General features: G+C 61.9%; 20 protein-coding genes. 14 read left to right on the plus strand and 6 right to left on the minus strand.

The window, feature by feature from the left end; genetic code table 11:
• Nucleotides 1-498, plus strand: a 498-nt coding sequence (locus tag EAY64_RS14345) for a methyl-accepting chemotaxis protein (RefSeq protein WP_233566493.1), incomplete at its 5' end; no start/stop codon positions are given.
• 80 nt (nt 499-578) lie between these two features.
• Here the strand turns inward: EAY64_RS14345 and EAY64_RS20425 are convergent.
• Nucleotides 579-719, minus strand: a complete 141-nt coding sequence (locus tag EAY64_RS20425; protein WP_158604707.1) for a hypothetical protein — start codon at nt 717-719, stop codon at nt 579-581.
• A 48-nt stretch (nt 720-767) separates the two neighbouring features.
• On the opposite strand from EAY64_RS20425, the gene EAY64_RS14350 reads away from it, so the two are divergent.
• From EAY64_RS14350 to EAY64_RS14375, 6 genes are all read left to right on the plus strand, one after another.
• Nucleotides 768-1,367: a DJ-1/PfpI family protein gene (locus EAY64_RS14350; protein ID WP_103525436.1), complete on the plus strand. Its 600-nt coding sequence runs from the start codon at nt 768-770 to the stop codon at nt 1,365-1,367.
• Nucleotides 1,368-1,463: 96 nt separating this feature from the next.
• A complete protein-coding gene (locus EAY64_RS14355; protein ID WP_103525437.1) occupies nt 1,464-2,567 on the plus strand; it encodes a PfkB family carbohydrate kinase in 1,104 nt (367 codons plus the stop codon).
• Nucleotides 2,564-3,490: a pseudouridine-5'-phosphate glycosidase gene (locus EAY64_RS14360; RefSeq protein ID WP_103525438.1), complete on the plus strand. Its 927-nt coding sequence runs from the start codon at nt 2,564-2,566 to the stop codon at nt 3,488-3,490. Before EAY64_RS14355 ends, EAY64_RS14360 begins: the two co-directional genes overlap by 4 nt.
• Before the next feature lie 87 nt (nt 3,491-3,577).
• Complete coding sequence (locus EAY64_RS14365) at nt 3,578-4,261, plus strand: HD domain-containing protein (protein ID WP_103525439.1); 684 nt, start codon at nt 3,578-3,580, stop codon at nt 4,259-4,261.
• A 140-nt stretch (nt 4,262-4,401) separates the two neighbouring features.
• The gene (locus tag EAY64_RS14370; protein ID WP_103525440.1) at nt 4,402-4,845 is read left to right on the plus strand and encodes a VOC family protein; all 444 of its coding nucleotides are present in this window, start codon (nt 4,402-4,404) and stop codon (nt 4,843-4,845) included.
• 121 nt (nt 4,846-4,966) lie between these two features.
• Complete coding sequence (locus EAY64_RS14375) at nt 4,967-5,338, plus strand: VOC family protein (RefSeq protein WP_103525441.1); 372 nt, start codon at nt 4,967-4,969, stop codon at nt 5,336-5,338.
• Nucleotides 5,339-5,440: 102 nt separating this feature from the next.
• Here EAY64_RS14375 and EAY64_RS14380 read toward each other — a convergent pair whose 3' ends face one another.
• The 5 genes from EAY64_RS14380 to EAY64_RS14400 all read right to left on the minus strand — a co-directional run bounded on the left by EAY64_RS14380 (nt 5,441) and on the right by EAY64_RS14400 (nt 10,366).
• Nucleotides 5,441-6,250, minus strand: coding sequence for a MetQ/NlpA family ABC transporter substrate-binding protein (locus tag EAY64_RS14380; RefSeq protein WP_103525442.1), 810 nt, complete (start codon nt 6,248-6,250; stop codon nt 5,441-5,443).
• 83 nt (nt 6,251-6,333) lie between these two features.
• A complete protein-coding gene (locus EAY64_RS14385; RefSeq protein WP_103525443.1) occupies nt 6,334-7,020 on the minus strand; it encodes a methionine ABC transporter permease in 687 nt (228 codons plus the stop codon).
• Entirely contained in the window at nt 7,020-7,757 is a 738-nt protein-coding gene (locus EAY64_RS14390) for a methionine ABC transporter ATP-binding protein (RefSeq protein WP_103525444.1), read from the minus strand. Before EAY64_RS14390 ends, EAY64_RS14385 begins: the two co-directional genes overlap by 1 nt.
• A gap of 352 nt (nt 7,758-8,109) precedes the next feature.
• Nucleotides 8,110-8,856, minus strand: a complete 747-nt coding sequence (locus EAY64_RS14395; protein ID WP_103525445.1) for an endonuclease/exonuclease/phosphatase family protein — start codon at nt 8,854-8,856, stop codon at nt 8,110-8,112.
• 445 nt (nt 8,857-9,301) lie between these two features.
• Nucleotides 9,302-10,366, minus strand: a complete 1,065-nt coding sequence (locus tag EAY64_RS14400) for a HoxN/HupN/NixA family nickel/cobalt transporter (RefSeq protein WP_103525446.1) — start codon at nt 10,364-10,366, stop codon at nt 9,302-9,304.
• 462 nt (nt 10,367-10,828) lie between these two features.
• Between EAY64_RS14400 and EAY64_RS14405 the strand changes: the two genes are divergently transcribed.
• The 7 genes from EAY64_RS14405 to EAY64_RS14435 all read left to right on the plus strand — a co-directional run.
• Nucleotides 10,829-12,295 (plus strand): carbohydrate porin, encoded by a 1,467-nt coding sequence (locus EAY64_RS14405; RefSeq protein WP_103525447.1) that lies wholly within the window; start codon nt 10,829-10,831, stop codon nt 12,293-12,295.
• Between the two features lie 73 nt (nt 12,296-12,368).
• Nucleotides 12,369-13,487, plus strand: a complete 1,119-nt coding sequence (locus EAY64_RS14410; RefSeq protein ID WP_199734456.1) for an NHL repeat-containing protein — start codon at nt 12,369-12,371, stop codon at nt 13,485-13,487.
• Nucleotides 13,484-14,773 carry an iron uptake transporter deferrochelatase/peroxidase subunit gene (gene efeB, locus EAY64_RS14415; RefSeq protein WP_103525448.1) on the plus strand — a complete coding sequence of 430 codons (1,290 nt, stop codon included), beginning with the start codon at nt 13,484-13,486 and terminating at the stop codon, nt 14,771-14,773. Before EAY64_RS14410 ends, efeB begins: the two co-directional genes overlap by 4 nt.
• 26 nt (nt 14,774-14,799) lie before the next feature.
• A complete protein-coding gene (locus tag EAY64_RS14420; RefSeq protein ID WP_103525449.1) occupies nt 14,800-15,810 on the plus strand; it encodes an extracellular solute-binding protein in 1,011 nt (336 codons plus the stop codon).
• Nucleotides 15,811-17,427: an ABC transporter permease gene (locus EAY64_RS14425; protein ID WP_103525450.1), complete on the plus strand. Its 1,617-nt coding sequence runs from the start codon at nt 15,811-15,813 to the stop codon at nt 17,425-17,427.
• Nucleotides 17,420-18,517, plus strand: coding sequence for an ABC transporter ATP-binding protein (locus tag EAY64_RS14430; protein WP_103525451.1), 1,098 nt, complete (start codon nt 17,420-17,422; stop codon nt 18,515-18,517). Before EAY64_RS14425 ends, EAY64_RS14430 begins: the two co-directional genes overlap by 8 nt.
• Nucleotides 18,518-18,850: 333 nt before the next feature.
• Nucleotides 18,851-20,631: methyl-accepting chemotaxis protein (locus tag EAY64_RS14435; RefSeq protein WP_233566494.1), on the plus strand; the 1,781-nt coding region annotated here is incomplete at its 3' end.

Raw genomic sequence — 20,631 nt, forward strand, 5'->3', positions numbered from 1 at the left:
GTGATCAAGGACATTGCCGACCAGACCAATCTGCTGGCCCTGAATGCCGCCATCGAAGCAGCCCGCGCCGGCGAAATGGGCCGAGGATTTGCCGTAGTGGCAGACGAGGTACGCAAGCTGGCCGAACGTACCAGCAGCTCCACCCAGGAAATTTCCTCCACCATCAGCGCCATGCGTGACCGCTCGCGCCAGGCCACCGAGCAGATGCACTCGGCCGAAGAACTGGTGCGCAACGGGGTCAGCCGTGCCGATCACGCCGACGGTGCCATCAAGCAGATCGGTGACGCCACCGGCAGTACCGTGCACATGGTCAGCGAAATTTCCGAAGCCATCACCGAACAGGGCAAGGCTACCAACAATATCGCGGTGCAAGTGGAACAGATTGCCCAGATGACCGAAGAATCTTCCAGCGCCGCACAGGAAGCTGCCAGCAGCGCCCGCCATCTGGACGAGCTGGCCCGCCAGCAGATCAGTACCCTCAACCAGTACCGGCTGTAATCCTCCCGCCATGGCCGCCTTGCTTGTGCTGGCGGCCATGCGCCCTCTCCCGCTGCGGCTTCCCTCGCCGCCACGCAGCTTTATGACCCGATTTCCCACCAGGCAAGATCTTTATCGCCAACAATCGATAACAGCAGCATAATCCTGTCTCCTGCCCGCCAGACCAACAGCAGGCCGCAGCCCTTGGCAGCGCTGACAAATGCCCTGCGCAGCAATGCCATGTCATTCTGTCAGCCGCTGTCCGCCGGCTGTGCGCCTAAGGAGACAGCATGAAAATCGCCATCATCACTTTTCAGGGTTTCAACGAGCTGGACTCGTTCATTGCCGCCGGCATGCTTAACCGCATGCAGCCACATGGCTGGGAAGCCTGCATTACCAGCCCGAGCGAACTGGTCACCTCGATGAATGGTGTCACCGTGCGCGCCCAGCAGCCGCTGGAGTTCGCCAACCAGGCCGACGTGGTGCTGTTTGGCAGCGGCGTCATGACCCGCGACATCGCCAACGATCAGGAGCTGCTGGCCCGCCTGCAGCTCAATCCGGCTCGTCAGCTGATTGGTGCACAATGCTCCGGCACCCTGCTGATGGCCAAGCTGGGGCTGATCGACAAGCTGCCGGCCTGTACCGACCAGCGCACCAAACCCTGGGTGGAACAGGCCGGCATCGAAGTGCTGGAAGCACCTTTCCATGCCATCGGCAATCTGGCCACGGCGGGCGGCTGCCTGTCGGCGCAATACCTGGCCAGCTGGGTGATGCTCAAGCGCAGCAGCGAAACCGCCACCCGCGAAGCGCTGGATTACGTGGTGCCGGTAGGGGAAAAGGCCAGCTATACCAACAAGCTGCTGGACACCGTGCGCCCCTTCATCGACTGATAGCAGGCCGGGCAGCGGCTCGCATAGGCGCAACTTGACCCCGGCCAGCGGCTACGCCACAATCAAACAAAAGTTAGCATTACGGACATTTGTTTGATGACACAACGTGAGCAGGAAATCCTGCAACTGCTGCGCCAGAACCCGCTGATCCCCCAGCAACAGCTGGCCGACCAGTTGGGCATCAGCCGCTCGGCCGCTGCCGGCCACATCATGAAGCTGATGCAAAAGGGCCATATCCTGGGCAAGGGCTACATCCTGGCCGAGACCCGTTATGTGGTGCTGCTGGGTGGGGCCAATATGGACATCCGCGGCAGCACGCCGGCCAGCCTGCGCTTTGGCGACTCCAACCCCGGTCAGGTCAGCTGCTCCCCCGGTGGCGTCGCGCGCAATATTGCCGAGAATCTGGCGCGGCTGGGGGCGGATTGCCGGCTGCTCAGCGCCGTGGGCGACGATCTGTATGGCCGCTCGCTGCTGGACTCCACCCAGCGTGCCGGGGTGGATGTGCGCCCGGTACTGGTACTACCGGATGCCGCCACCTCCACCTATCTGTCCATCCACGGCCCGGATGGCGACATGTCCATCGCCATCAACGACATGCAGGTACTGAACCGGCTGGATGCCGCCAGGCTGGCACCGCAGCGCGAGCTGGTCCGCCATGCCGGCCTGATCGTGGCCGATGCCAACCTGTCGGCCGAGGCACTGGCCTGGCTGTTTGCGGAAGCCGAACAACAGCCGGTGTTTGTCGATACCGTGTCAGCCTTCAAGGCCGAGCGCATCCGCCCCTGGCTGGGCCGCATCCATACCATCAAGCCCAATCGCATCGAAGCAGCCACCTTGTCCGGCCTGCCGCTGGAACAACCAGCCGATGCAGCGGCGGTTGCCGACTGGTTTCACCAGCAAGGCGTGCAGCAAGTCATCCTCAGCCTGGCCAGCGATGGCGTGTTCTATAGCAATGCCGCTAGCCAGGGCTGGAGCCCGGCCCCCCAGGTGGACATCGTCAATGCCACCGGTGCCGGCGATGCCCTGATGGCTGGCCTGGCCTGGGGCTGGCTGCAACAATTGCCGCTGCCCGATGCCGTGCACCTGGCCCAGGCCTGCGCCGCGCTGACCCTGAGCTGCGCTGCCACCAACAACCCTACCCTGTCGCTGGCCGCCATCCAGCAGCTGTGCCCAACCCTGTCTTACCCGGAGCCATCATGACCCAACACGCCTACCTGGACATCCACCCCGAAGTTGCCGCCGCCCTGGCCGCCGGCCAGCCGGTGGTAGCACTGGAATCCACCATCATCTCGCACGGCATGCCCTATCCGCAAAACGTGGAAACCGCCCTGCAAGTGGAAGCAGAAGTGCGCGCCCACGGCGCAGTGCCGGCCACCATTGCCATCATCAATGGCCGCCTGAAAGCCGGCCTCAGCCGTGATGACATCGAAGTGCTGGGCAAGAACGGCCGCGAAGTGGTCAAGGTCAGCCGCCGTGACATTCCCTTTATCGTGGCAGCCGGCCAGACCGGTGCCACCACTGTCGCCTCCACCATGATCGTGGCCGCCATGGCCGGCATCCGCGTTTTCGCCACCGGTGGCATTGGTGGTGTGCACCGCGGTGCGCAGCAAAGCTTCGACATTTCTGCTGATCTGCAAGAGCTGGCGCAAACCCCGCTGGCCGTGGTGTGTGCCGGGGCCAAGTCCATTCTTGATCTGGGCCTGACCCTGGAATATCTGGAAACCCACGGCGTGCCGGTCATCGGCTATCAAACCGCCACCCTGCCCGCCTTCTTTACCCGCGATAGTGCCTTCAAGGTGGACTACCGCCTGGACAGCCCAGCCGCCATCGCCGCCGTGATGAAGGCCAAGTGGGACCTGCAACTGCAAGGCGGCATGGTGGTGGCCAATCCGATTCCCGCGCAATACGCCCTGTCCAGCGCCAGCATCGATGCCGCCATCGAACAGGCGCTGGCCGAAGCCAGCACACAAGGCATTGGCGGCAAGGAGTCCACTCCCTTCCTGCTGGCACGGGTATGCGAACTGACCGGTGGCAACAGCCTGGCCGCCAATATCCAGCTGGTGCTGAACAATGCCCGGCTGGCCGCTGCCATTGCCAGCGACTACTGCCGCCTGCACGGCTAAGCCGCCTGACCACCCCTGCTGCTGCCATGGTTGACGCCGGCTGGCGGCAGGGGTGTAATCAACGGCCCGCCAAACCAATACCCTGCCATGAACGCTCCCTCTGCCCCCCTGCCCCTGCCCGACACCGCGCTGCTGCAATACTGGCAACAACAGCTGATCGCGCTGCTGCAACAACAAGCTACCGACGATGATGGCGCGCATGACCTCAGCCATTTCAATCGTGTCTGGGCTGCGGCACGGCACATCCTGCAACAGCACAGCGACGCCGACGCCCTGGTGGTGCTGGCTGCCTGCTATCTGCATGATCTGGTGAACCTGCCCAAGAACCACCCGCAGCGCGAACAGGCGTCGCGCATGGCCGCCGCCAAGGCCGGCCCGCTGCTGCAGGCGGCCGGCTTCCCGGCAGACAAGCTGGCTGGCGTAGCCCATGCCATCGAGGCACACAGTTTTTCCGCCAATATCACGCCGCGCACGCTGGAAGCACAGATCGTGCAGGACGCCGACCGCATGGACGCACTGGGAGCGATTGGCCTGGCGCGCCTGTTTTATACCTCCGGCCGCATGGGCCGCCAGCTGGCGCACGCGGATGACCCGCTGGCCGGCTCACGCCCGCTGGACGACCGCGAATACGCGCTGGATCACATCGAGGTCAAGCTGGAAAAGCTGCCCGGCATGATGCAGACCGCAGCTGGCCGCGCCATGGCCGAGGAACGGCTGCAGCGGCTGCGGGCCTTCCGCCAGCAGTTTGTCGAGGAATGGCTGGCACGCTGAATGCCGTACTTCACCGGATGGGCAGCGTCAGGACTGCGGCGTATGATGGGACAAAAGTCGTCAAGAAAAGAAGCGCCCTGACCACCGGTTTTGCCGCACATTCACGGCCGTCAATGGCGCTTCCATAGAGGAGATGTCCCATGGAATACCATTACGGAAGACTGCTCGACCATGTTCACCTCGTCGTGGCCGACCTGCCGGCCAGCAAGCGTTTTTACACTGCCGTGCTGCAGGCGCTGGGGCGAGAACTGACCGGTGAAGGTCCGGATTATTTCTGGGCCGACGAACTGTTTGTCTCCTGCGGCAGCCCGGCCAGCCGCAGCCATGTGCATCTGGCCTTCCAGACTGCCGATCCGGCCCGAGTGCAACGCTTTTATCAGGCCGGACTGGCCGCCGGCGGTGGCGACAATGGCCAGCCGGGCGAACGCGCCTACCACGATGGCTATTACGCCGCCTACCTTACCGACCCCGACGGCAACAATATCGAAGCAGTGTTCCACGGCCCGCACTGGCGCAGCGCCGCCTCCATCCAGGTGCAGCCGCGCTGCCAGGATGTCGCGGCACCGTTTACCGTGTGCGAGTAAGCCACTGACAACAGCAACCGGTCCGGCGTACTGTGGCGGATCACCAGTGAGCACATGCCTGACAGCAAAGCCGCAGCAATGCGCTGGGCAATACCCCCGAATCATTACCCAGGAGAGCATCATGATTGGCTATGTCACCCTCGGCAGCAACGACCTGCAGCGCGCCGCTGCCTTCTACGACACCTTGCTGGCCGGCATCGGTGCCAGCCGTCTGTGGGAAATGGACCGTGGCATCTGCTGGGGCACCCATCCCGAGCGGCCGCAACTGGCCATCATGCAGCCATTCAATGGCGAGCCGGCCACGGTCGGCAACGGGGTGATGGTGGGTTTTTATCTGGAGAGTCGTGCCGACGTGGACAAACTGCACGCCCACGCGCTGCAGCTGGGCAGCCAGGACGAGGGCGCGCCCGGCCTGCGTGGTGATGACTTCTACGGCGCCTATTTCCGCGATCCGGATGGCAACAAGCTGTGTTGTTTCACCATGGCAAAATAAAAAAGCGGAGGGCCATGCCCTCCGCGCAAGTCTTGTAGCCAGGAGTGTTACAAGAAAACCGTATCCGGGCCGCCCGCAAGAGCGGCCCTTTGCATGACTGGCTTATTTCCAGCCCTGCGGGAATTTGTAGCCTACATACTTTTGCTTGGCCCAGTCGCTGAAGGCGCGGGAGTTGTAGGCGGCAATCACGTCACGCGCCCACGGCTTGCCGGCATCGGCCGCCCGTACCACACCCCAGTTGACATAGGCGTAGCTCTTTTCCTGATAGATGGCCTCGGTCAGCTTGATGCCGGAGCTGGTGGCATAGTTGCCATTGATGACGGAGAAATCGACGTCATTACGCGAACGCGGCAGCTGGGCGGCTTCCAGTTGCACGATCTTCAGCTTTTTCACATTGACGGCGATATCACGCTCGGAAGCGGTCAGCGGATTGATGCCCGGCTTGAGCTTGACCCAGCCCAGATCGTTCAGCATCACCAGCGCGCGGGCAAAGTTGGACGGATCGTTCGGTGCAGACACAGTGCTGCCGTCTTTCACGTCCTTGAGCGATTTCAGCTTGCCCGGATAAATGCCCAGCGGTGCGGTCGGCACCTGGAACACTTCCTTCAGGCTCAGCTTGTGTTCCTTGACAAAGCTGTCCAGGTAAGGCTTGTGCTGGAATACGTTCACGTCCAGCGCGCCTTCCTGCAAGGCCAGATTGGGGCGCACGTAGTCGGTGAATTCCACCAGCTTCACGCTATAGCCCTGCTTTTCCAGGATGGGCTTGATCGACTGCTTGACCATGTCGCCGAAGTCACCCACGGTGGTGCCGATCACGATTTCCTTCTTGGCCGGGTCAGCAGCCAGAGCGGAGCCGGCTACAGCCAGGCCCAGCAGCGAGGCGGCCAGCGCCTTGATGACAAATCTACGCATACGAACTCCTTGCGATATACAGGTAGGGGAAAATGCCGGGCTGGGCTGGACAAGCCAGGCCGCCCGGTCTGGAATCAATCAGCTCAACGCTTGTCCAGCCGCGAGGCCAGCCGGTTGCCGGCAAACTGGATGATCTGCACGATCAGCACCAGCAGCAGCACCATGGCCACCATCACGTCGGTCTGGAAGCGGTAATAACCATAGCGGATGGCCAGATCGCCAATGCCACCACCGCCCACCACACCAGCCACGGCCGAATAGCTCAGAAAGCTGATGGTGAGAATGGTCAGGCTGGAAATCAGCCCGGAGCGCGCCTCGTTCAGCAGCACCTTGACGATGATCTGCATGGGGCTGGCACCCATGGCCTCGGCTGCTTCCACCACCCCGCGCGGAATCTCGCGCAGGGTCTGCTCCACCAGGCGGGCAAAATAGGGAATGGCAGCAAACGACAGCGGCACGGCAGCAGCCACCGGGCCGATGGTGCTGCCGACAATCAGCCGGGTCAGCGGCACCAGCGACACCATCAGGATGATGAAGGGGAAGGAGCGCACCAGGTTCACCGTCCAGCCGAGCAGGCCATTCACCCAGCGGTTGGCAAACAGCTGGCCTGGCTGCGACAGATACAGCACGATGCCCAGCGGGCCGCCCAGGGCAATGGCGGCCGCCAGCCCCACCGCCAGCATCAGCGCGGTTTCGCGGCAGGCCTGCCAGATTTCCGGGGCCATGCTGGCCAGATCCGCCAGCGCAGCAGCAAAAGTCAGTTCTTCCATTACGCGGCCTCCAGCAGCGAGCGCGCCAGCGCCGAACGGGCATCCACTTCTGCCCCGTTAACCTCCACCACCTCCACCACGCTGCCGGCATCCAGCACGGCAGCGCGATGGCAGATGGAGCGCACCACATGCATTTCGTGGGTGACGATCACCACCGTCACGCCAAAGCGCTGATTGATATCTTTCAGACAGTCCAGGATCGATTGCGTGGTTTTGGGGTCGAGTGCCGAGGTGGGTTCGTCCGCCAGAATCACCTTGGGGCGCGGCGCCAGTGCGCGGGCGATGCCCACCCGCTGCTTCTGCCCGCCGGACAGCTGCGCCGGATAGTGCGCGGCCCGGTCGGCCAGGCCGACAATCTCCAGGCACTCGGCCACCCGGCTGGCGATGTCCGCCGCACTCCAGCCGGCGATTTCCAGCGGGAAAGCGATATTGCCGGCCACCGTGCGGTTGGCCATCAGGTTGAATTGCTGGAACACCATGCCCAGTTGCTGGCGCGCCCGGCGCAGGGCCTTGGCATCCAGCGCGGTCAGGTCTTGCCCGGCCACGATGACAGCACCGCCATCAGGCCGTTCCAGCAGATTGATCAAGCGCAGCAGGGTGGATTTGCCGGCGCCGGAGAAACCGATCAGGCCGAACACTTCGCCGGCCCCAATCGACAGGGAGGTATCGCAAACAGCATCGAACCAGCCGCCGTCGGGGCGGCGAAAGCGCTTGCGGATATTTTGCAGATGAATCATTCAAACACTCCAGAATGCAGAAAGCCCACCAATGACTGCGGCGGGCTAGGGCATGGAATCTTTGAATGCTTGGTAAAGATTATATAAGCAGAAGGAGTTGTCTCGGGGTCTGCTTACCCACGCTTTAGCTGTTTTACGCCCGCAAGCTGTGTCAAATCGGCGATCAAGTTTGGATGCATTTGAACATGGATTTTCATATTGAGTCAAGCTCGATGCAGCATTCCTGCCATGAATAGACATTTTTTGCAGGAAACCGGCGTTATTACACCCGAATACTCAGGAATCAAGCAGTGTTTGATCAATCGGCAAATACCGATATTCCATTGCGAAAACAACCAGCCCAGTGCCCTGCTCAGGCCGGCAATAGCGCGGCGCAGATTGGCAGGTGGTCGGATAGCCGCGACCAGGGCCGGCCATGCTGCACTTCGGCACTCACCACCTGCAGGCCGCGCACATAGATGCGATCCAGCGGCAGCATGGGCATGCGCGCCGGAAAACTCAGCGCATGACGCCCGCTCTTTTGCAGGAAAACTTCTTGCAGGCCAGCCGCCTGCAGACAGTGGCTGGCCTCGCCCTGCCAGTCATTGAAGTCGCCAGCCAGGATGATGGGCACATCCGGCGCAATCGCCGCGCCGATGTAATGCACCAGATTGGCATATTGCTTGCGCCGGTCGCGCGCCAGCAGGTTGAAATGGGCACACAGCGCCACTACCGGCTGCTGCCAGCCCTTGGGCAGCATCACGCAATGCAGTACGCCACGGCTTTCAAAGCGGTTGACCGAGATATCGCGATTGCACCACTCGATGATGGGATAGCGTGACAGCAGTGCATTGCCATGGTGGCCATGCTCATAAGCCGCATTCAGCCCGTAGGCCACCTTGTGGTCCAGCCGCCGTGCCAGGTAGTGGTGCTGCGGCAGCTGCGGCCAGCCCTCGTGCCGCAAGGCGCGCAGCAGGTTCTTGCCCTGCACCTCCTGCAAGAACAGCAGGTCGGGCGACAGCGTCTCCAGCGCTTGGGCAATTTCCTCGACGCGCAGGTGACGGTTAAGCGGCGACATGCCCTTGTGGATATTGTAGGTGGTGACTTTGAGAGGTTTCATTTAATGATCAATGGCTTGCACCAACATCAGATAGGAATACCCGGCAATCAATGCCGGCTTTCATCTGGGTAAAATCAAAGGTCTGCTCCTGCATAGCGGGCTGAATTTCACGCCTCAGGCATGAAAAACACTCATTGAGATATAGCACCCTGCCCAGAATACACCCAAGGCAGCGCCCGCCTCCATGCTCCATGTCAGGCTGCGGTGCTATTGCAGCACGACACCATCGCAAGGCCGCTGGCCCTGCCCTGCAGCTTCTGCTGCGCCGCGCCGTTAACGCCTGGCTACAGCGGCGATCAGCAGCAGCGGGCTGGCAGCACAAGCTGCGCTGGATATTGCAGGCATGACAGATAGTGGTTGAGCAGATGCACCAGTTGCACAAATGAAAAACCGGAAGTGGCAGGCTTCCGGTTTTTCATAACTGCTTGCAGGGGAGCTTGGGCAATCAGCTCCTGCTCGTATTGATTTCAACTTCGTCCAGGCCTTTGATCCGGTAGATCATCACCGAGAGAATCCAGCTGATGGCAAAGACGGCAATGATCAGGTAGCCAAGCGTGCCAAAATTGTCGTTCAGCATGCCGATGAAATCCCAGAACGGGCCAGCGAGTTTGAGCTGGTCGGCAAACAGGCCCAGCGCCTCGATGCCCCCCACCAGGATGGCTACCAAGACCGAGACCAGGGTGATGGTCAGATTGTAGTAGATCTTGCGGATGGGCTTCATATAGGCCCAGCCATAGGCACCCAGCATCAGATGTCCATCCAGCGTGTCGACCAGCGACATCCCGGCGCTGAACAGGATGGGAAAGACCATGATGCTCCAGGGCGACATGCCCTGTGCCGCCTGGGTGGCCGAGATGCCCATCAGGCCCACCTCGGTGGCGGTATCAAAGCCCAAACCGAACAGGAAGCCCAGCGGATACATATGCCAGCTGCGGGAAATCAGGCGGAACATCGGCCGGAATATGCGCGACAGCAAGCCCCGGTCGGCCAGCAGCATGTCGAAATCGTCATCGACATAGACTGCACCGGCCTTGACCCGTTTCCACGCTTGCCAGATGGCGCGCAGGATCACCAGGTTCATCAGCGCGATCAGCAGCAAAAAACCAGCCGAAACCGCCGTGCCGATCACCCCGCCGATCTCCTTGATGGCTTCAAACTGGCCTTTCATCGCAAGCGCCGCCATGGCCACCAGTGCGGACGCAATGACCACCACACTCGAATGGCCCAGGGAGAAAAAGAAGCCCACGGCAACCGGGCGTTTTTTCTCTTGCATCAGCTTGCGGGTCACATTGTCGATGGCGGCGATATGGTCGGCATCCACCGCATGGCGCAGCCCGAAACTGTAGGCGAGCAAGGCGGTGCCAAGCAAAACCGGGTAATTGTGGAAAGCAGCCAGTGCCCACACCCATGCCAGCACATTGATGGCAATGAGCACAGCGTAAATGCCAAACAGTTTGCTGCGCACCTGGCTGCTGGAATCATTAAAGACTTTGAATAGCTGACGGATCATGCAGGCCTTCCGGGGTTTATCGCGCCCCTTTGTTAAGGTATGGAGAGAGCGCTCATGAGGTCTGGCTGCTGACCCGTGCAGGTCAGTCACAGTGGCGCGACCGCGCCGGATTTTCACCGGCTTCCCATGAGGCGGGTGGAAGCAGTTCCGGTTCCACCGTGCATGATTATAGCGAGGCCGGTATGAATATTTTCTGATTCGTATGATTGTTTTGTAAGGATACAAGGTGGCATGCGTCACATTCAGTCACAAGCCATTACAATCCACCAACACTATTGAATGCAAATGAGAGTGATTTGCAAATAGAATCCGTAACGGATCCATAGAACTAGTTCCCTGGTTTAACAATTAAATGCGAATGCTTATCTGTGCCATTCGTACTAAAGGGATGTCAGCGTGAAATCGGTATTGGGGAAACAAAACTTGCTTCACTCGCGGCCGGCAAGATGGCCGCTTAAACGCATGGCTGTGCTCATGCTTGCCGCCGGTGCGGCGATGGCCAGTGCTGGCAGTGTGCAAGCGGAAACTGTGCTGGGGGCAACGCCGCCAGCCGAGCTCAATCCGGCAGAACTGCCGGAGGCTGATCTGGCCGTTCAGGCCAAACCGGCCGATCAATGGACCGGGCTATTGAACCGTTCCAGCTTGCTGGGCGATATGGGCGGGCTGCGCAGCAGCCTGGGCCAACATGGCATTACCCTGGGCCTGAGCGAGACCAGTGAATATCTCAGCAATGTCTCCGGCGGCCTCAAGCACGGCGGGGAATACCATGGGGTCACCACCCTGACCCTGGGGCTGGATACCCAAAGAGCAGGATTGTGGGAAGGCGGCACGGCCAATGTCAGCGTACTGGACATTCATGGCGACAGCTTCAGTGCCGACCATGTCGGCAGCCTGCAAACCGCCAGTGGCACCGAGGCCGAAGCCACAACCCGGCTGTGGGAGGCCTGGTTCCAGCAGAAGCTGTTTGATGGCAAGGCCGATGTGAAAATTGGCCAGCAGAGTATCGATCAGGAATTCATGGTCAGCCAGTATGCCGGCACCTTCATGGGCACCATGTTCGGCTGGCCAGCCATCCCCTCCTATGACATGACGGCAGGTGGCCCGGCCTACCCGCTCTCCGGGCTGGGTGTGCGCCTGCGTGGCCGGCTTAGCGATCAGCTGACCATGCTGGGTGGCGTGTTTGCCGGTGATCCTGCCGGCACCAGCAACAGCGATGCACAGCAAGCCAACAAGCACGGTACGGCATTCAATCTGCACGGCGGCAGCCTGTGGATCAGCGAGCTGCAATACGGGCTGAACCAGCCGGGTGATGGCCAGCTGGATGATGGCAAGCCCAAGGGCTTGCCGGGTACCTACAAGCTGGGGGCCTGGTACCAGACCGCCCGCTTTGGCGACCAACGCTATGACGATACCGGCTTGTCGCTGGCCGATGCCAACAGCTCCGGCAATGCCGCCCAGCATCGTGGCAATTACAGCATCTATGCCGTAGCCGACCAGATGGTTTGGCGCCCGGCCGAAGACAGCAGTCGCACGCTCAATGCCTTCACCCGCCTGATGTGGGCTCCGGGTGACCGCAACCAGATCAGCTTCAGTGCCAATGCTGGCGTCACCCTGACCGCACCGTTCGACGGCCGCGACAGCGATGTGGCGGGCCTGGCCGTGGGTTATGTGAAGGTGGGCAACCATCTGCGCGAGTACGACCAGGACACGGCCACGGCCAATGGCAATCCACTGTATCCGGTACGCCGCGACGAGACCTTTGTCGAAGCCACCTATCAATACCAGATCACCCCGTGGTGGCAGTTACAGGGTGATGTGCAATACACGCTGAAACCCGGTGGCGGTGCGGTATCCAGCAATGACAGTACCCAGACGCAGCGCATTCCGAATGCCTGGGTGCTCGGTGTGAAAACCGTGATCACCTTCTGATGGCAGGCCGGTGCAAACACCGGCTGCCCTTGCCGCACTTCACCTCATTACGCCTTATACATCGGGAGTTTTCATGAAAAGCCTGTTTCGCTTTTCCACCTGCCTAATCGGCATGTCCCTGCTGGCCAATTTCAGCCTGGCCGAAGACACCCTGCCCTTCCTGCAAGGCATCAAGAAGCACACCACGCTGACCACCACCGTTCCGGACAATGGCGACCAGAACCCCTATGCCCTGGCGGTGGCTCCGGTATCGGCTGGCAGCGTCAAGGCTGGCGATCTGCTGATCGACAACTTCAACAATGCCGCCAACTTGCAGGGCCTGGGCAGCACCATCGTCAACTACCATCCCGATACCAAGCAGCTGACCTTGTTTGCCCAGTTGCCGCGAGACCTGCACAACTGTCCGGGTGGCGTGGGCCTGTCCACCGCCATGACCATGCTCAAGAGCGGCTGGGTCATCGTGGGCAGCACCCCCAGCAATGATGGCACCACCGATACCAAGGGTGCCGGCTGCCTGGTGGTGCTGGACCCCAACGGCAAGGTGGCGGATGTCTGGTCTGGTGCGGACATCAACGACCCCTGGGGCAATATGGCGGTAATCGACCGGGGTGACAAAGCCACGCTGTTTGTCAGCAATGCCGGCTTTGGCGTGGGCAGTGCCAAGGGCAATCCGCCGGTGATGAACCAGTCCACCGTGCTGCGGCTGGAGCTGGATATTCCGGCCGGCAAACCGCCGCTCATCACGTCCCGCGCCGTGGTGGCCAGCGGCTTTGGCGAACAGGCCGACAAGGGCGTGTTCCTGATCGGCCCCACCGGGCTGGCACTGGGCAAGGATGACAAGCTGTATGTTTCCGACGCGCTGGGTAATCGCATCAGCGAAATCTGGGATGCCACCACCCGCACTACCAGCGCAGGGATCGGCCGGACGCTGACCCATGACGGCATGTTGCTGCGTCCGCTGGCCATGACCACCACCCCGCAAGGCCATTTGCTGGTGACCAATGGTTCCAACGGCAAGGTAGTGGAAATCGACCCGGAAACCGGCAAGCAGCTGGTGGCACGCTGGATCAACACCAACAAGGCCATGACCCCGCCGGGTAACGGCAACCTGTTCGGCATCACCATGAATGCTGCAGGCGATGGTTTCTATTACGTGTCTGATGACGTCAACACGGTGGTACTGGCCAAATGACCCAGCACAACGCACCGATCAACCCGGCCCGCCGCCGCTTTCTGCTGGGCACTACCCAGGCCGCTGTGGCCGGGGCGCTGCTCGGCGGTGGCCTGGGCATGCTGAACAGCCCGCGCGCCATGGCTGCCACACCGCCGCCGCTTGATCTCGTACCGTTTGACGGCGCGCATCAGGCAGGCATTCTCACCCCGCAGCAAAAACACAGCTATTTTGCCGCTTTCGACCTGGATACCGACAAGCGCGCCGATGTCATCGCCCTGCTCAAACGCTGGACCGCTGCGGCGCGCCGGCTCAGCCGCGGCCAGACCGCACTGCCGCTGAGCGGCAAGGCGGATGCCGCACCGGAAGATGGTGGCGACAGCATCGGTCTGTCCACCAGCAAGCTGACGCTGACCTTTGGCTTTGGCCCCGGCCTGTTCAGCAAGAATGGTGTGGACCGTTACGGCCTGGCATCCCGCCGCCCGGAAGCCTTTGTCGATTTGCCCAAATTCAATGGCGACCAGCTGGTGCCGGAACGCAGCGGTGGCGATCTGTCCGTCCAGGCCTGCGCTGATGATCCGCAAGTGGCCTTCCACGCGGTACGCCAACTGGCCGCCCTGGCACAAGGCGTGGCCAGCCTGCGCTGGGCACAGCCCGGATTTGCCAGCGCACCGGCCGATGGCAGCACCGGTCGCAACCTGATGGGTTTCAAGGACGGTACCAATAATCCCTCCACCAAGGACCCGGCCCTGATGAAGGAATTTGTCTGGGTGGGCGATGAAGGTGGCTGGATGAAAAACGGCAGCTACGTGGTGGTGCGCCGCATCCGTATTGCGCTGGAGCACTGGGACCGCAGCGAACTGGGTTTCCAGCAGGAAGTGGTAGGCCGTTACAAGGACAATGGCGCGCCGCTGGGCCAGAAGGACGAATTCGAAACCATGAAGCTGGATGCCACCGATGCGGATGGCAATCCGGTCATTCCGGATAGCGCCCACTCGCGGGTCGCCTCACCGCAGGAAAATGGCGGGGCGCGCATTCTGCGTCGGGCCTATTCCTTCAATGATGGCGCCAATTTCGTTGCCGAGCGCTGGCCGCCCTGGCACCAGGGCATCGAATACGATGCCGGTCTGTTCTTCATCGCCTATCAACGCGACCCGCGCAGCGGCTTTATCCGCATCAACAAGACCGTGGCCGCGCGCGACATGATGAACCAGTACACCACGCATGTGGCCAGTGCCATCTTTGCCTGCCCGCCAGGCACTGACGGCAAGGGCTATATCGGCGAGCCGCTGTTCGCCGGACTGTAAACCAAACAACTACAAGGCAGTTCACCATGAAACCGTTTATCAAGCAGGGCCTGCTTGGCGCCGCCACCCTGATCAGCCTGGGCCTGGCACTGCCGGCCAATGCCGCCAGCCTGATCCTGTACAGCGCCCAGCATCCGCAAACCGTCAAGCTGCTGGTCAAGGACTTTGAACAAGCCAGCGGCATCAGCGTCAAGGTGCGCGAGGGCGAAGGCCCGGAGCTGGTAGCCCAGCTGATGGCCGAAGGCAAGGCCTCGCCGGCTGACGTGTACTTTGCTTCCAACTCGCCGGAACTGATGGCGCTGGAAGGCAAGCAGATGCTGACCCACCTGCCGGCCACCACCCTGGCGGCCATTCCGGCCAAGTACAACTCCCCCAGCGGCAACTGGGTAGGGGTCACCGCGCGGGAAAACGTGCTGGTGGTCAATAACAAGCTGGCCGCCGGCCTGAGCATGCCGGCTTCGCTACTGGACCTGGCCGCGCCGCAGTGGAAGGGCAAGCTGGCCATTGCACCGTCTGATGGCGACTTCCTGCCGCTGGTCAGCGCCGTGCGCGCCCTCAAGGGCGATGCTGCTGCGCAGAAATGGCTGAAAGGTCTGCGCGACAATGCCCAGATGTTCGATGACAACGAAGGGGTGGCCGCCGCCGTCAACCGTGGCAGTGTGGCCGTGGGCATCATCAACAATTACTACTGGGCCCGTCTGCAGGTGGAGCTGGGCGCCAAGGGCATGCACAGCCAGCTATACCATTTTGGCAATGGCGATGTGGGTGCGCTGCTCAACGTCTCTGGCGCTGGCGTGCTGAAAACGGCACACAACGCTGATGCCGCACAGAAGTTTGTCAGCTACCTGACCAGCGCCCGTGCCCAGCAAGTGCTGGCCAAGAGCAATATCACCTTCGAGTACCCGCTGCTGCCGGGCATTGCCCCCGCACCGGTGCTCAAGCCCTTCAGTCAGTTGGCCCCCCCGCCACTGGACATGCAGAAACTGGGTGACGACAGTCAGGCAGCGCCCATGCTGCGCAAGGCCGGTCTGCTGTAAATGGCCTTTTACTCCCTGAAAACGGGGAGAGCGAGATACCGCCAGGGCTGGCTGTTTGCTGCCGCCCTGGCGGTATGCCTCGTTCTGGCCTCCCCACTGCTGGTCATCGTCTGGCAGGCGGCCCAGTCTGATCCGGCTGATTTCATCGACACCTTGTGGCGACCGCTGGTCGCCTCACTTGCGCTGAATACGGCGCTGATCGTGGCCAGCACCACACTGCTGTGTGGCGTACTGGGGCTGGTGAGTGCCTGGTTCTCCGAGCGGACACGCTTGCCATGGCAAGGGCTGTGGCCGCTGTTGAGCGTGGCACCGATGGCAGTTCCCACCTTCATCAGCAGCTATGCCTGGGTTTCGCTCAGTGATGACTTGCAGGGCTTCCCCGCTGCCTTGCTGGTGCTGGTGAGCGCCTATTCGCCACTGGTTTTCCTGCCGGTATCTGCCGCGCTGCGCGGCCTGGACCCGGCACTGGAAGAAACGGCCCGCACCCTGGGACTGGGGCCGTGGCGCTGCTTTTTCCGCCTGATCCTGCCCCAGCTGCGACCGGCACTGCTGGGCGGCATGTTGCTGGTGGCGCTGAGCACGCTGTCGGAGTTTGGTGCCTTTGTACTGCTGCGGTTCCGTACCTTTACCACCGAAATCTTTGCCGAATACCGGGCCGGCTTCGATAGCCACGGCGCGGCTCAGCTGTCCATCGCCCTGTTGCTGGCAGCAGCCTTGCTGATTGGCCTGGAGTGGCGGGTCAGGCGACAAGCCAGCAGCTATGAGCGACGTGCCAGGGGGACGCGCCGCGCGCCGCCGCGGCTGGAGCTGGGAGCCGGCAAATGGCTGGTGGTGGCCGGCTTTCTGCTGCTGTCCTGTGTCACGCTGCTGCTGCCCTTGTCCACGCTGGGCTACTGGCTGACCCAGCATGGCGATGCGGCCGTATCACCGGTCGAGGTATCGGCCCAACTATTATTTGATGCCAGCTTCAGCTCGATTGAGTTGGGACTGGAAGGGGCGGCCCTCACCGTGTTGCTGGCCTTGCCGCTGGGCTACCTGCTGGCGCGCCGACCGGGCCGGGTGGCCGCTTTCATGGAGCGGGTGGCCTTTCTGGTGCAAGGAGTGCCCGGCATCGTGATAGCCCTGGGGCTGGTCACCGTGTCCATCCGGGTGATACCCGGCTTGTATCAAAGCCAATTCCTGCTGCTGCTGGCTTACGCCATCCTGTTTTTGCCGCTGGCCATGGTCAGTGTGCGCTCGGCCCTGCTGCAAGCAGAAAGCCGGCTGGAAGAGCTGGCCAGATCACTGGGACTCAAGGGCTGGCAAACCTGGCTGCGCGTGCTGTTGCCCATGGCTGCACCGGGGCTTGGCGCAGCGGCCAGCCTGGTCTTCCTGTCCATCGTGACCGAGCTGACTGCCACCTTGTTGCTCTCGCCTATTGGTACAGAAACGCTGGCCACCCAGATCTGGGCCGATACCTCGGCCATGGCCTTTGCCGCGGCAGCCCCTTACGCGCTGATTCTGACTGTGCTGTCCATGGTATCGACCTGGCTGCTGATGCTGTTGCTGGGCGGCAATGCCATCAACCGCCTGGCCGCAGATGGCACTACTGTTGCAGGAGAAACTGCCCATGTCTGAACTATCCATCCAGGGACTGTGCAAGCGCTTTGCACAGCACCGGGTCATCGACCAGCTCGACCTCCACCTGACTGCCGGTTCGACACTCGCCCTGCTAGGCCCGTCCGGCAGTGGCAAGACCACACTGCTGCGCATGCTGTGCGGCTTTGAACACTGCGATGCCGGCAGCATCAGCATTGGCGGCACCATCGTCAGCAGCCCCGGCATTCACCTGCCGCCAGAGCGGCGGCGTATCGGCTATGTGCCACAGGAGGGCGCGCTGTTTCCCCATCTGAAGGTAGCGGACAATATCGTGTTCGGCCTGCCACGCAGCCTGCGCAAACAGCGGCACCGCGTGGCGGAATTACTGGAGATGGTGGGATTGCCGGCCGACTATGCCGACCGTGCGCCGCAACACCTGTCTGGCGGCCAGCAACAACGGGTGGCCCTGGCCCGCGCCCTGGCGGCGGAACCGGCGGTAGTCCTGCTGGACGAGCCGTTTTCGGCACTGGACAGCGGGCTGCGCAATGATACCCGGCAAGCCGTCATGCAAGCCTTGCAAGCAGCAGGCGCCACCGCCGTACTGGTGACGCACGACCAGTCCGAGGCCCTGTCCTGCGGCGAGCAGGTCGCAGTATTGTGGCAAGGCCGGCTATTGCAGCAGGACAGCCCGGCCAATCTCTACCGTCATCCGCGTACCCCGGAGCTGGCCGGCTTCCTCGGCGAGTCCATCCTGCTGGCTGGCGTTGCCACTGCCGGGAGGGTCGAGTGCGTGCTCGGTGGCTTCCCCATGGCCGACAGCAAGCTGCAGGGTGCGGTGGAGGTATTGATCCGGCCCGAGCAAATCCGGCTCGGACCACCCGCGCCAGATACGGTGCAGGCAACCGTCATCGGCATGGAATACTTTGGCCATGATGCCACGCTGCATCTGCAGCTACGGCAAGGCCAGCACATCATCAAGGCGCGTACCAGCGGTTGGCATGCCTATCAGCACGGACAGACGGTGGCACTGGCCGTGGATGGCCCCCTTACCGTTTTTGCGCAACAAGGACCTGGACGCAGTACTGCAGAAACACCAGACAACGCACGATTTCTGCTGAGCCAGTCATAGCACAGGCAGCTTGCCCCCTTTGCCCTGCTTGCCGGGGGCCAGCCTGCCCATGCGACAGCTGCTTGCCTGGAAATCTGCCTCTGCCAGGCAGCAGCTCAGCACGTGCGACACCGTTGCCGCGCCATGCCACACAACAGGGCAGGCAAGCACCAAAACAAGGCGAGCCATCCAGAATGGTGCAATAAACCTGGCATATTGAATACAATATCTTTTAAATCAACCAATTCCGTGTAATTCAATACTTTAATTTATTGGATTACAGGCATGCATCTTGCATCCAGGATGGGGAAAGTATGGCGGGCTTGCTGCCTATTACCCCATCTGGAGATGTCCATGAGTCTGATCAGCCATCGCATGGCCCTGAGTGCGGCAGAAAAACGCTGGCTGCCCTGGCTGGGCCCCAGCGGCAAACTGGCCATGGGGCTGGCCTGTGCCTATAACCGTGACCGCTACCCGGCGCTGGAAAGCATTTTTGACAACTTTGGGCGCTTGCGGGTGCTCATTCTGCAGCAGTGGGCAGAACAGCAATGGCGGCAGCTGGAAGGCCTGGCCATGCGGCTGGGCAGCATGGCGCCAGAACAGCTGGCGAGCGAACTGGCGTCACGTCTGTCCGAGCTGCCGGATGTCACCGAGCTGTTCATCCTGCATCCGGACAACCGGGTGCTGGCCTCCAGTGCCGGCAGCCGCGCCTGCACGCAGGGCCCACATGCCGCAGCACTGGCGCAAGGCTTGCAGCAAGCCTTTCTGTATGGCCCCTACCGCGACCCGCAAACCCAGCAGCTGGGGCCGCGCAGCTCCAGCTTTCACGATGCCGTCACCTTGCTGTTCATGCGCCCCCTGCGCCTGAACGGACAGCAACAGGCCTGCCTGTGCGCGCGGGTACCCAACGATGTGGTAGGCGACCTGATCCAGCGCGAAGCCGGCCATATTTTCCATGAGTCAGGCGACAATTACCTGTTCATGGTGCAGTCCCGTTTCGACCCGGGCATTGCGCCTGGCACGGCCCTGTCGCGCTCGCGCTTTGAAGACCGCACCTTCAGCGGCGGCGACAATCTGAAAGACGGGGTCAACACGGCCTATGGCGTGGTGAAGGTTGCCCAGCACACCGAGCTGGAACTGGTGTTCAATGATCCGGCCACCGGCCAGCTGCACCCCGGCGTGCGTGAAACCATACGCCACGGGGAAAACCTGTTCGTCACCTATCCGGGCTATTCCGACTACCGTCACATCCCGGTGATCGGCAAGGGCATCCGCTTCCAGATGCCCGGCTCTGCGGATGTATGGGGCATGATGTGCGAGGCCGATCTGGCCGAAGTCTACCGCTATCGCTCGGTCAGCCAGCGGCTGATGCGTGGCTTTGTCGGGGTGCAGCTGCTGCTGCTCGGCGTGAGCTATGCAGTACAGACCCTGTTCACGCCGCCAGCCAGCCTGCAGCTCTTGCTGAACCTGTTACTGCTGGTGGCAGGTGCCGTGGTGTTTCGCCAGGCCTTTACCCGGCCGCTGGCCTTACGGCTGCGTGGCATGAGCAGCATGATACGCAATATCGCCGAAGGCGATGGCAACCTCACCCTGCGGCTGGACCGCAGCCAGCTCAGGTCGGACGAAACCGGGGTGATGGCACAGTGGGTCAACAGCCTGATCGACCAGTTCGACCGCACGCTGGGCCAGGTGATACGGCTGAGCCAGTCGCTGCAGCAGCGCAACCACGACATGGCCGCGCACAATATGGCCACGGTGACGGCTGCCAGCCAGGTATTGAGTACGGTACAGCGCACCCAGGACGGGTTGAGCCAACAGCAGGAAACACTCGACACCGCCAATCACAACGCCAACGGCATGGAACTGGCCATGCAGCAGCAACAACAGCTGGCCCGCCAGCAACTGGACACGGTCAGCCAGAGCACGCTGGGCATTCGTGAAACGGTTGGGCACTCGGCACAGACCATTGCCCAGCTGAGCGACAGCACCCGCGAAATCGAACAGGTAGTCAGCCTGATTCAGGAAATTGCCAAGCAGACCAATCTGCTGGCGCTCAATGCCGCCATCGAAGCGGCACGCGCCGGGGAAAGCGGCCGTGGCTTTGCCGTGGTGGCCGACGAAGTGCGCAAGCTGGC

The organism is Aquitalea palustris (assembly GCF_003693445.1).
GTDB classification, from domain to species: domain Bacteria; phylum Pseudomonadota; class Gammaproteobacteria; order Burkholderiales; family Chromobacteriaceae; genus Aquitalea; species Aquitalea palustris.

Coding starts and splice junctions, on each gene's coding strand:
- EAY64_RS20425 (WP_158604707.1), bottom strand. CDS start 719: ATGGCATTGCTGCGCAGGGCATTTGTCAGCGCTGCCAAGGGCTGCGGC.
- EAY64_RS14350 (WP_103525436.1), top strand. CDS start 768: ATGAAAATCGCCATCATCACTTTTCAGGGTTTCAACGAGCTGGACTCG.
- EAY64_RS14355 (WP_103525437.1), top strand. CDS start 1,464: ATGACACAACGTGAGCAGGAAATCCTGCAACTGCTGCGCCAGAACCCG.
- EAY64_RS14360 (WP_103525438.1), top strand. CDS start 2,564: ATGACCCAACACGCCTACCTGGACATCCACCCCGAAGTTGCCGCCGCC.
- EAY64_RS14365 (WP_103525439.1), top strand. CDS start 3,578: ATGAACGCTCCCTCTGCCCCCCTGCCCCTGCCCGACACCGCGCTGCTG.
- EAY64_RS14370 (WP_103525440.1), top strand. CDS start 4,402: ATGGAATACCATTACGGAAGACTGCTCGACCATGTTCACCTCGTCGTG.
- EAY64_RS14375 (WP_103525441.1), top strand. CDS start 4,967: ATGATTGGCTATGTCACCCTCGGCAGCAACGACCTGCAGCGCGCCGCT.
- EAY64_RS14380 (WP_103525442.1), bottom strand. CDS start 6,250: ATGCGTAGATTTGTCATCAAGGCGCTGGCCGCCTCGCTGCTGGGCCTG.
- EAY64_RS14385 (WP_103525443.1), bottom strand. CDS start 7,020: ATGGAAGAACTGACTTTTGCTGCTGCGCTGGCGGATCTGGCCAGCATG.
- EAY64_RS14390 (WP_103525444.1), bottom strand. CDS start 7,757: ATGATTCATCTGCAAAATATCCGCAAGCGCTTTCGCCGCCCCGACGGC.
- EAY64_RS14395 (WP_103525445.1), bottom strand. CDS start 8,856: ATGAAACCTCTCAAAGTCACCACCTACAATATCCACAAGGGCATGTCG.
- EAY64_RS14400 (WP_103525446.1), bottom strand. CDS start 10,366: ATGATCCGTCAGCTATTCAAAGTCTTTAATGATTCCAGCAGCCAGGTG.
- EAY64_RS14405 (WP_103525447.1), top strand. CDS start 10,829: ATGGCTGTGCTCATGCTTGCCGCCGGTGCGGCGATGGCCAGTGCTGGC.
- EAY64_RS14410 (WP_199734456.1), top strand. CDS start 12,369: ATGAAAAGCCTGTTTCGCTTTTCCACCTGCCTAATCGGCATGTCCCTG.
- efeB (WP_103525448.1), top strand. CDS start 13,484: ATGACCCAGCACAACGCACCGATCAACCCGGCCCGCCGCCGCTTTCTG.
- EAY64_RS14420 (WP_103525449.1), top strand. CDS start 14,800: ATGAAACCGTTTATCAAGCAGGGCCTGCTTGGCGCCGCCACCCTGATC.
- EAY64_RS14425 (WP_103525450.1), top strand. CDS start 15,811: ATGGCCTTTTACTCCCTGAAAACGGGGAGAGCGAGATACCGCCAGGGC.
- EAY64_RS14430 (WP_103525451.1), top strand. CDS start 17,420: ATGTCTGAACTATCCATCCAGGGACTGTGCAAGCGCTTTGCACAGCAC.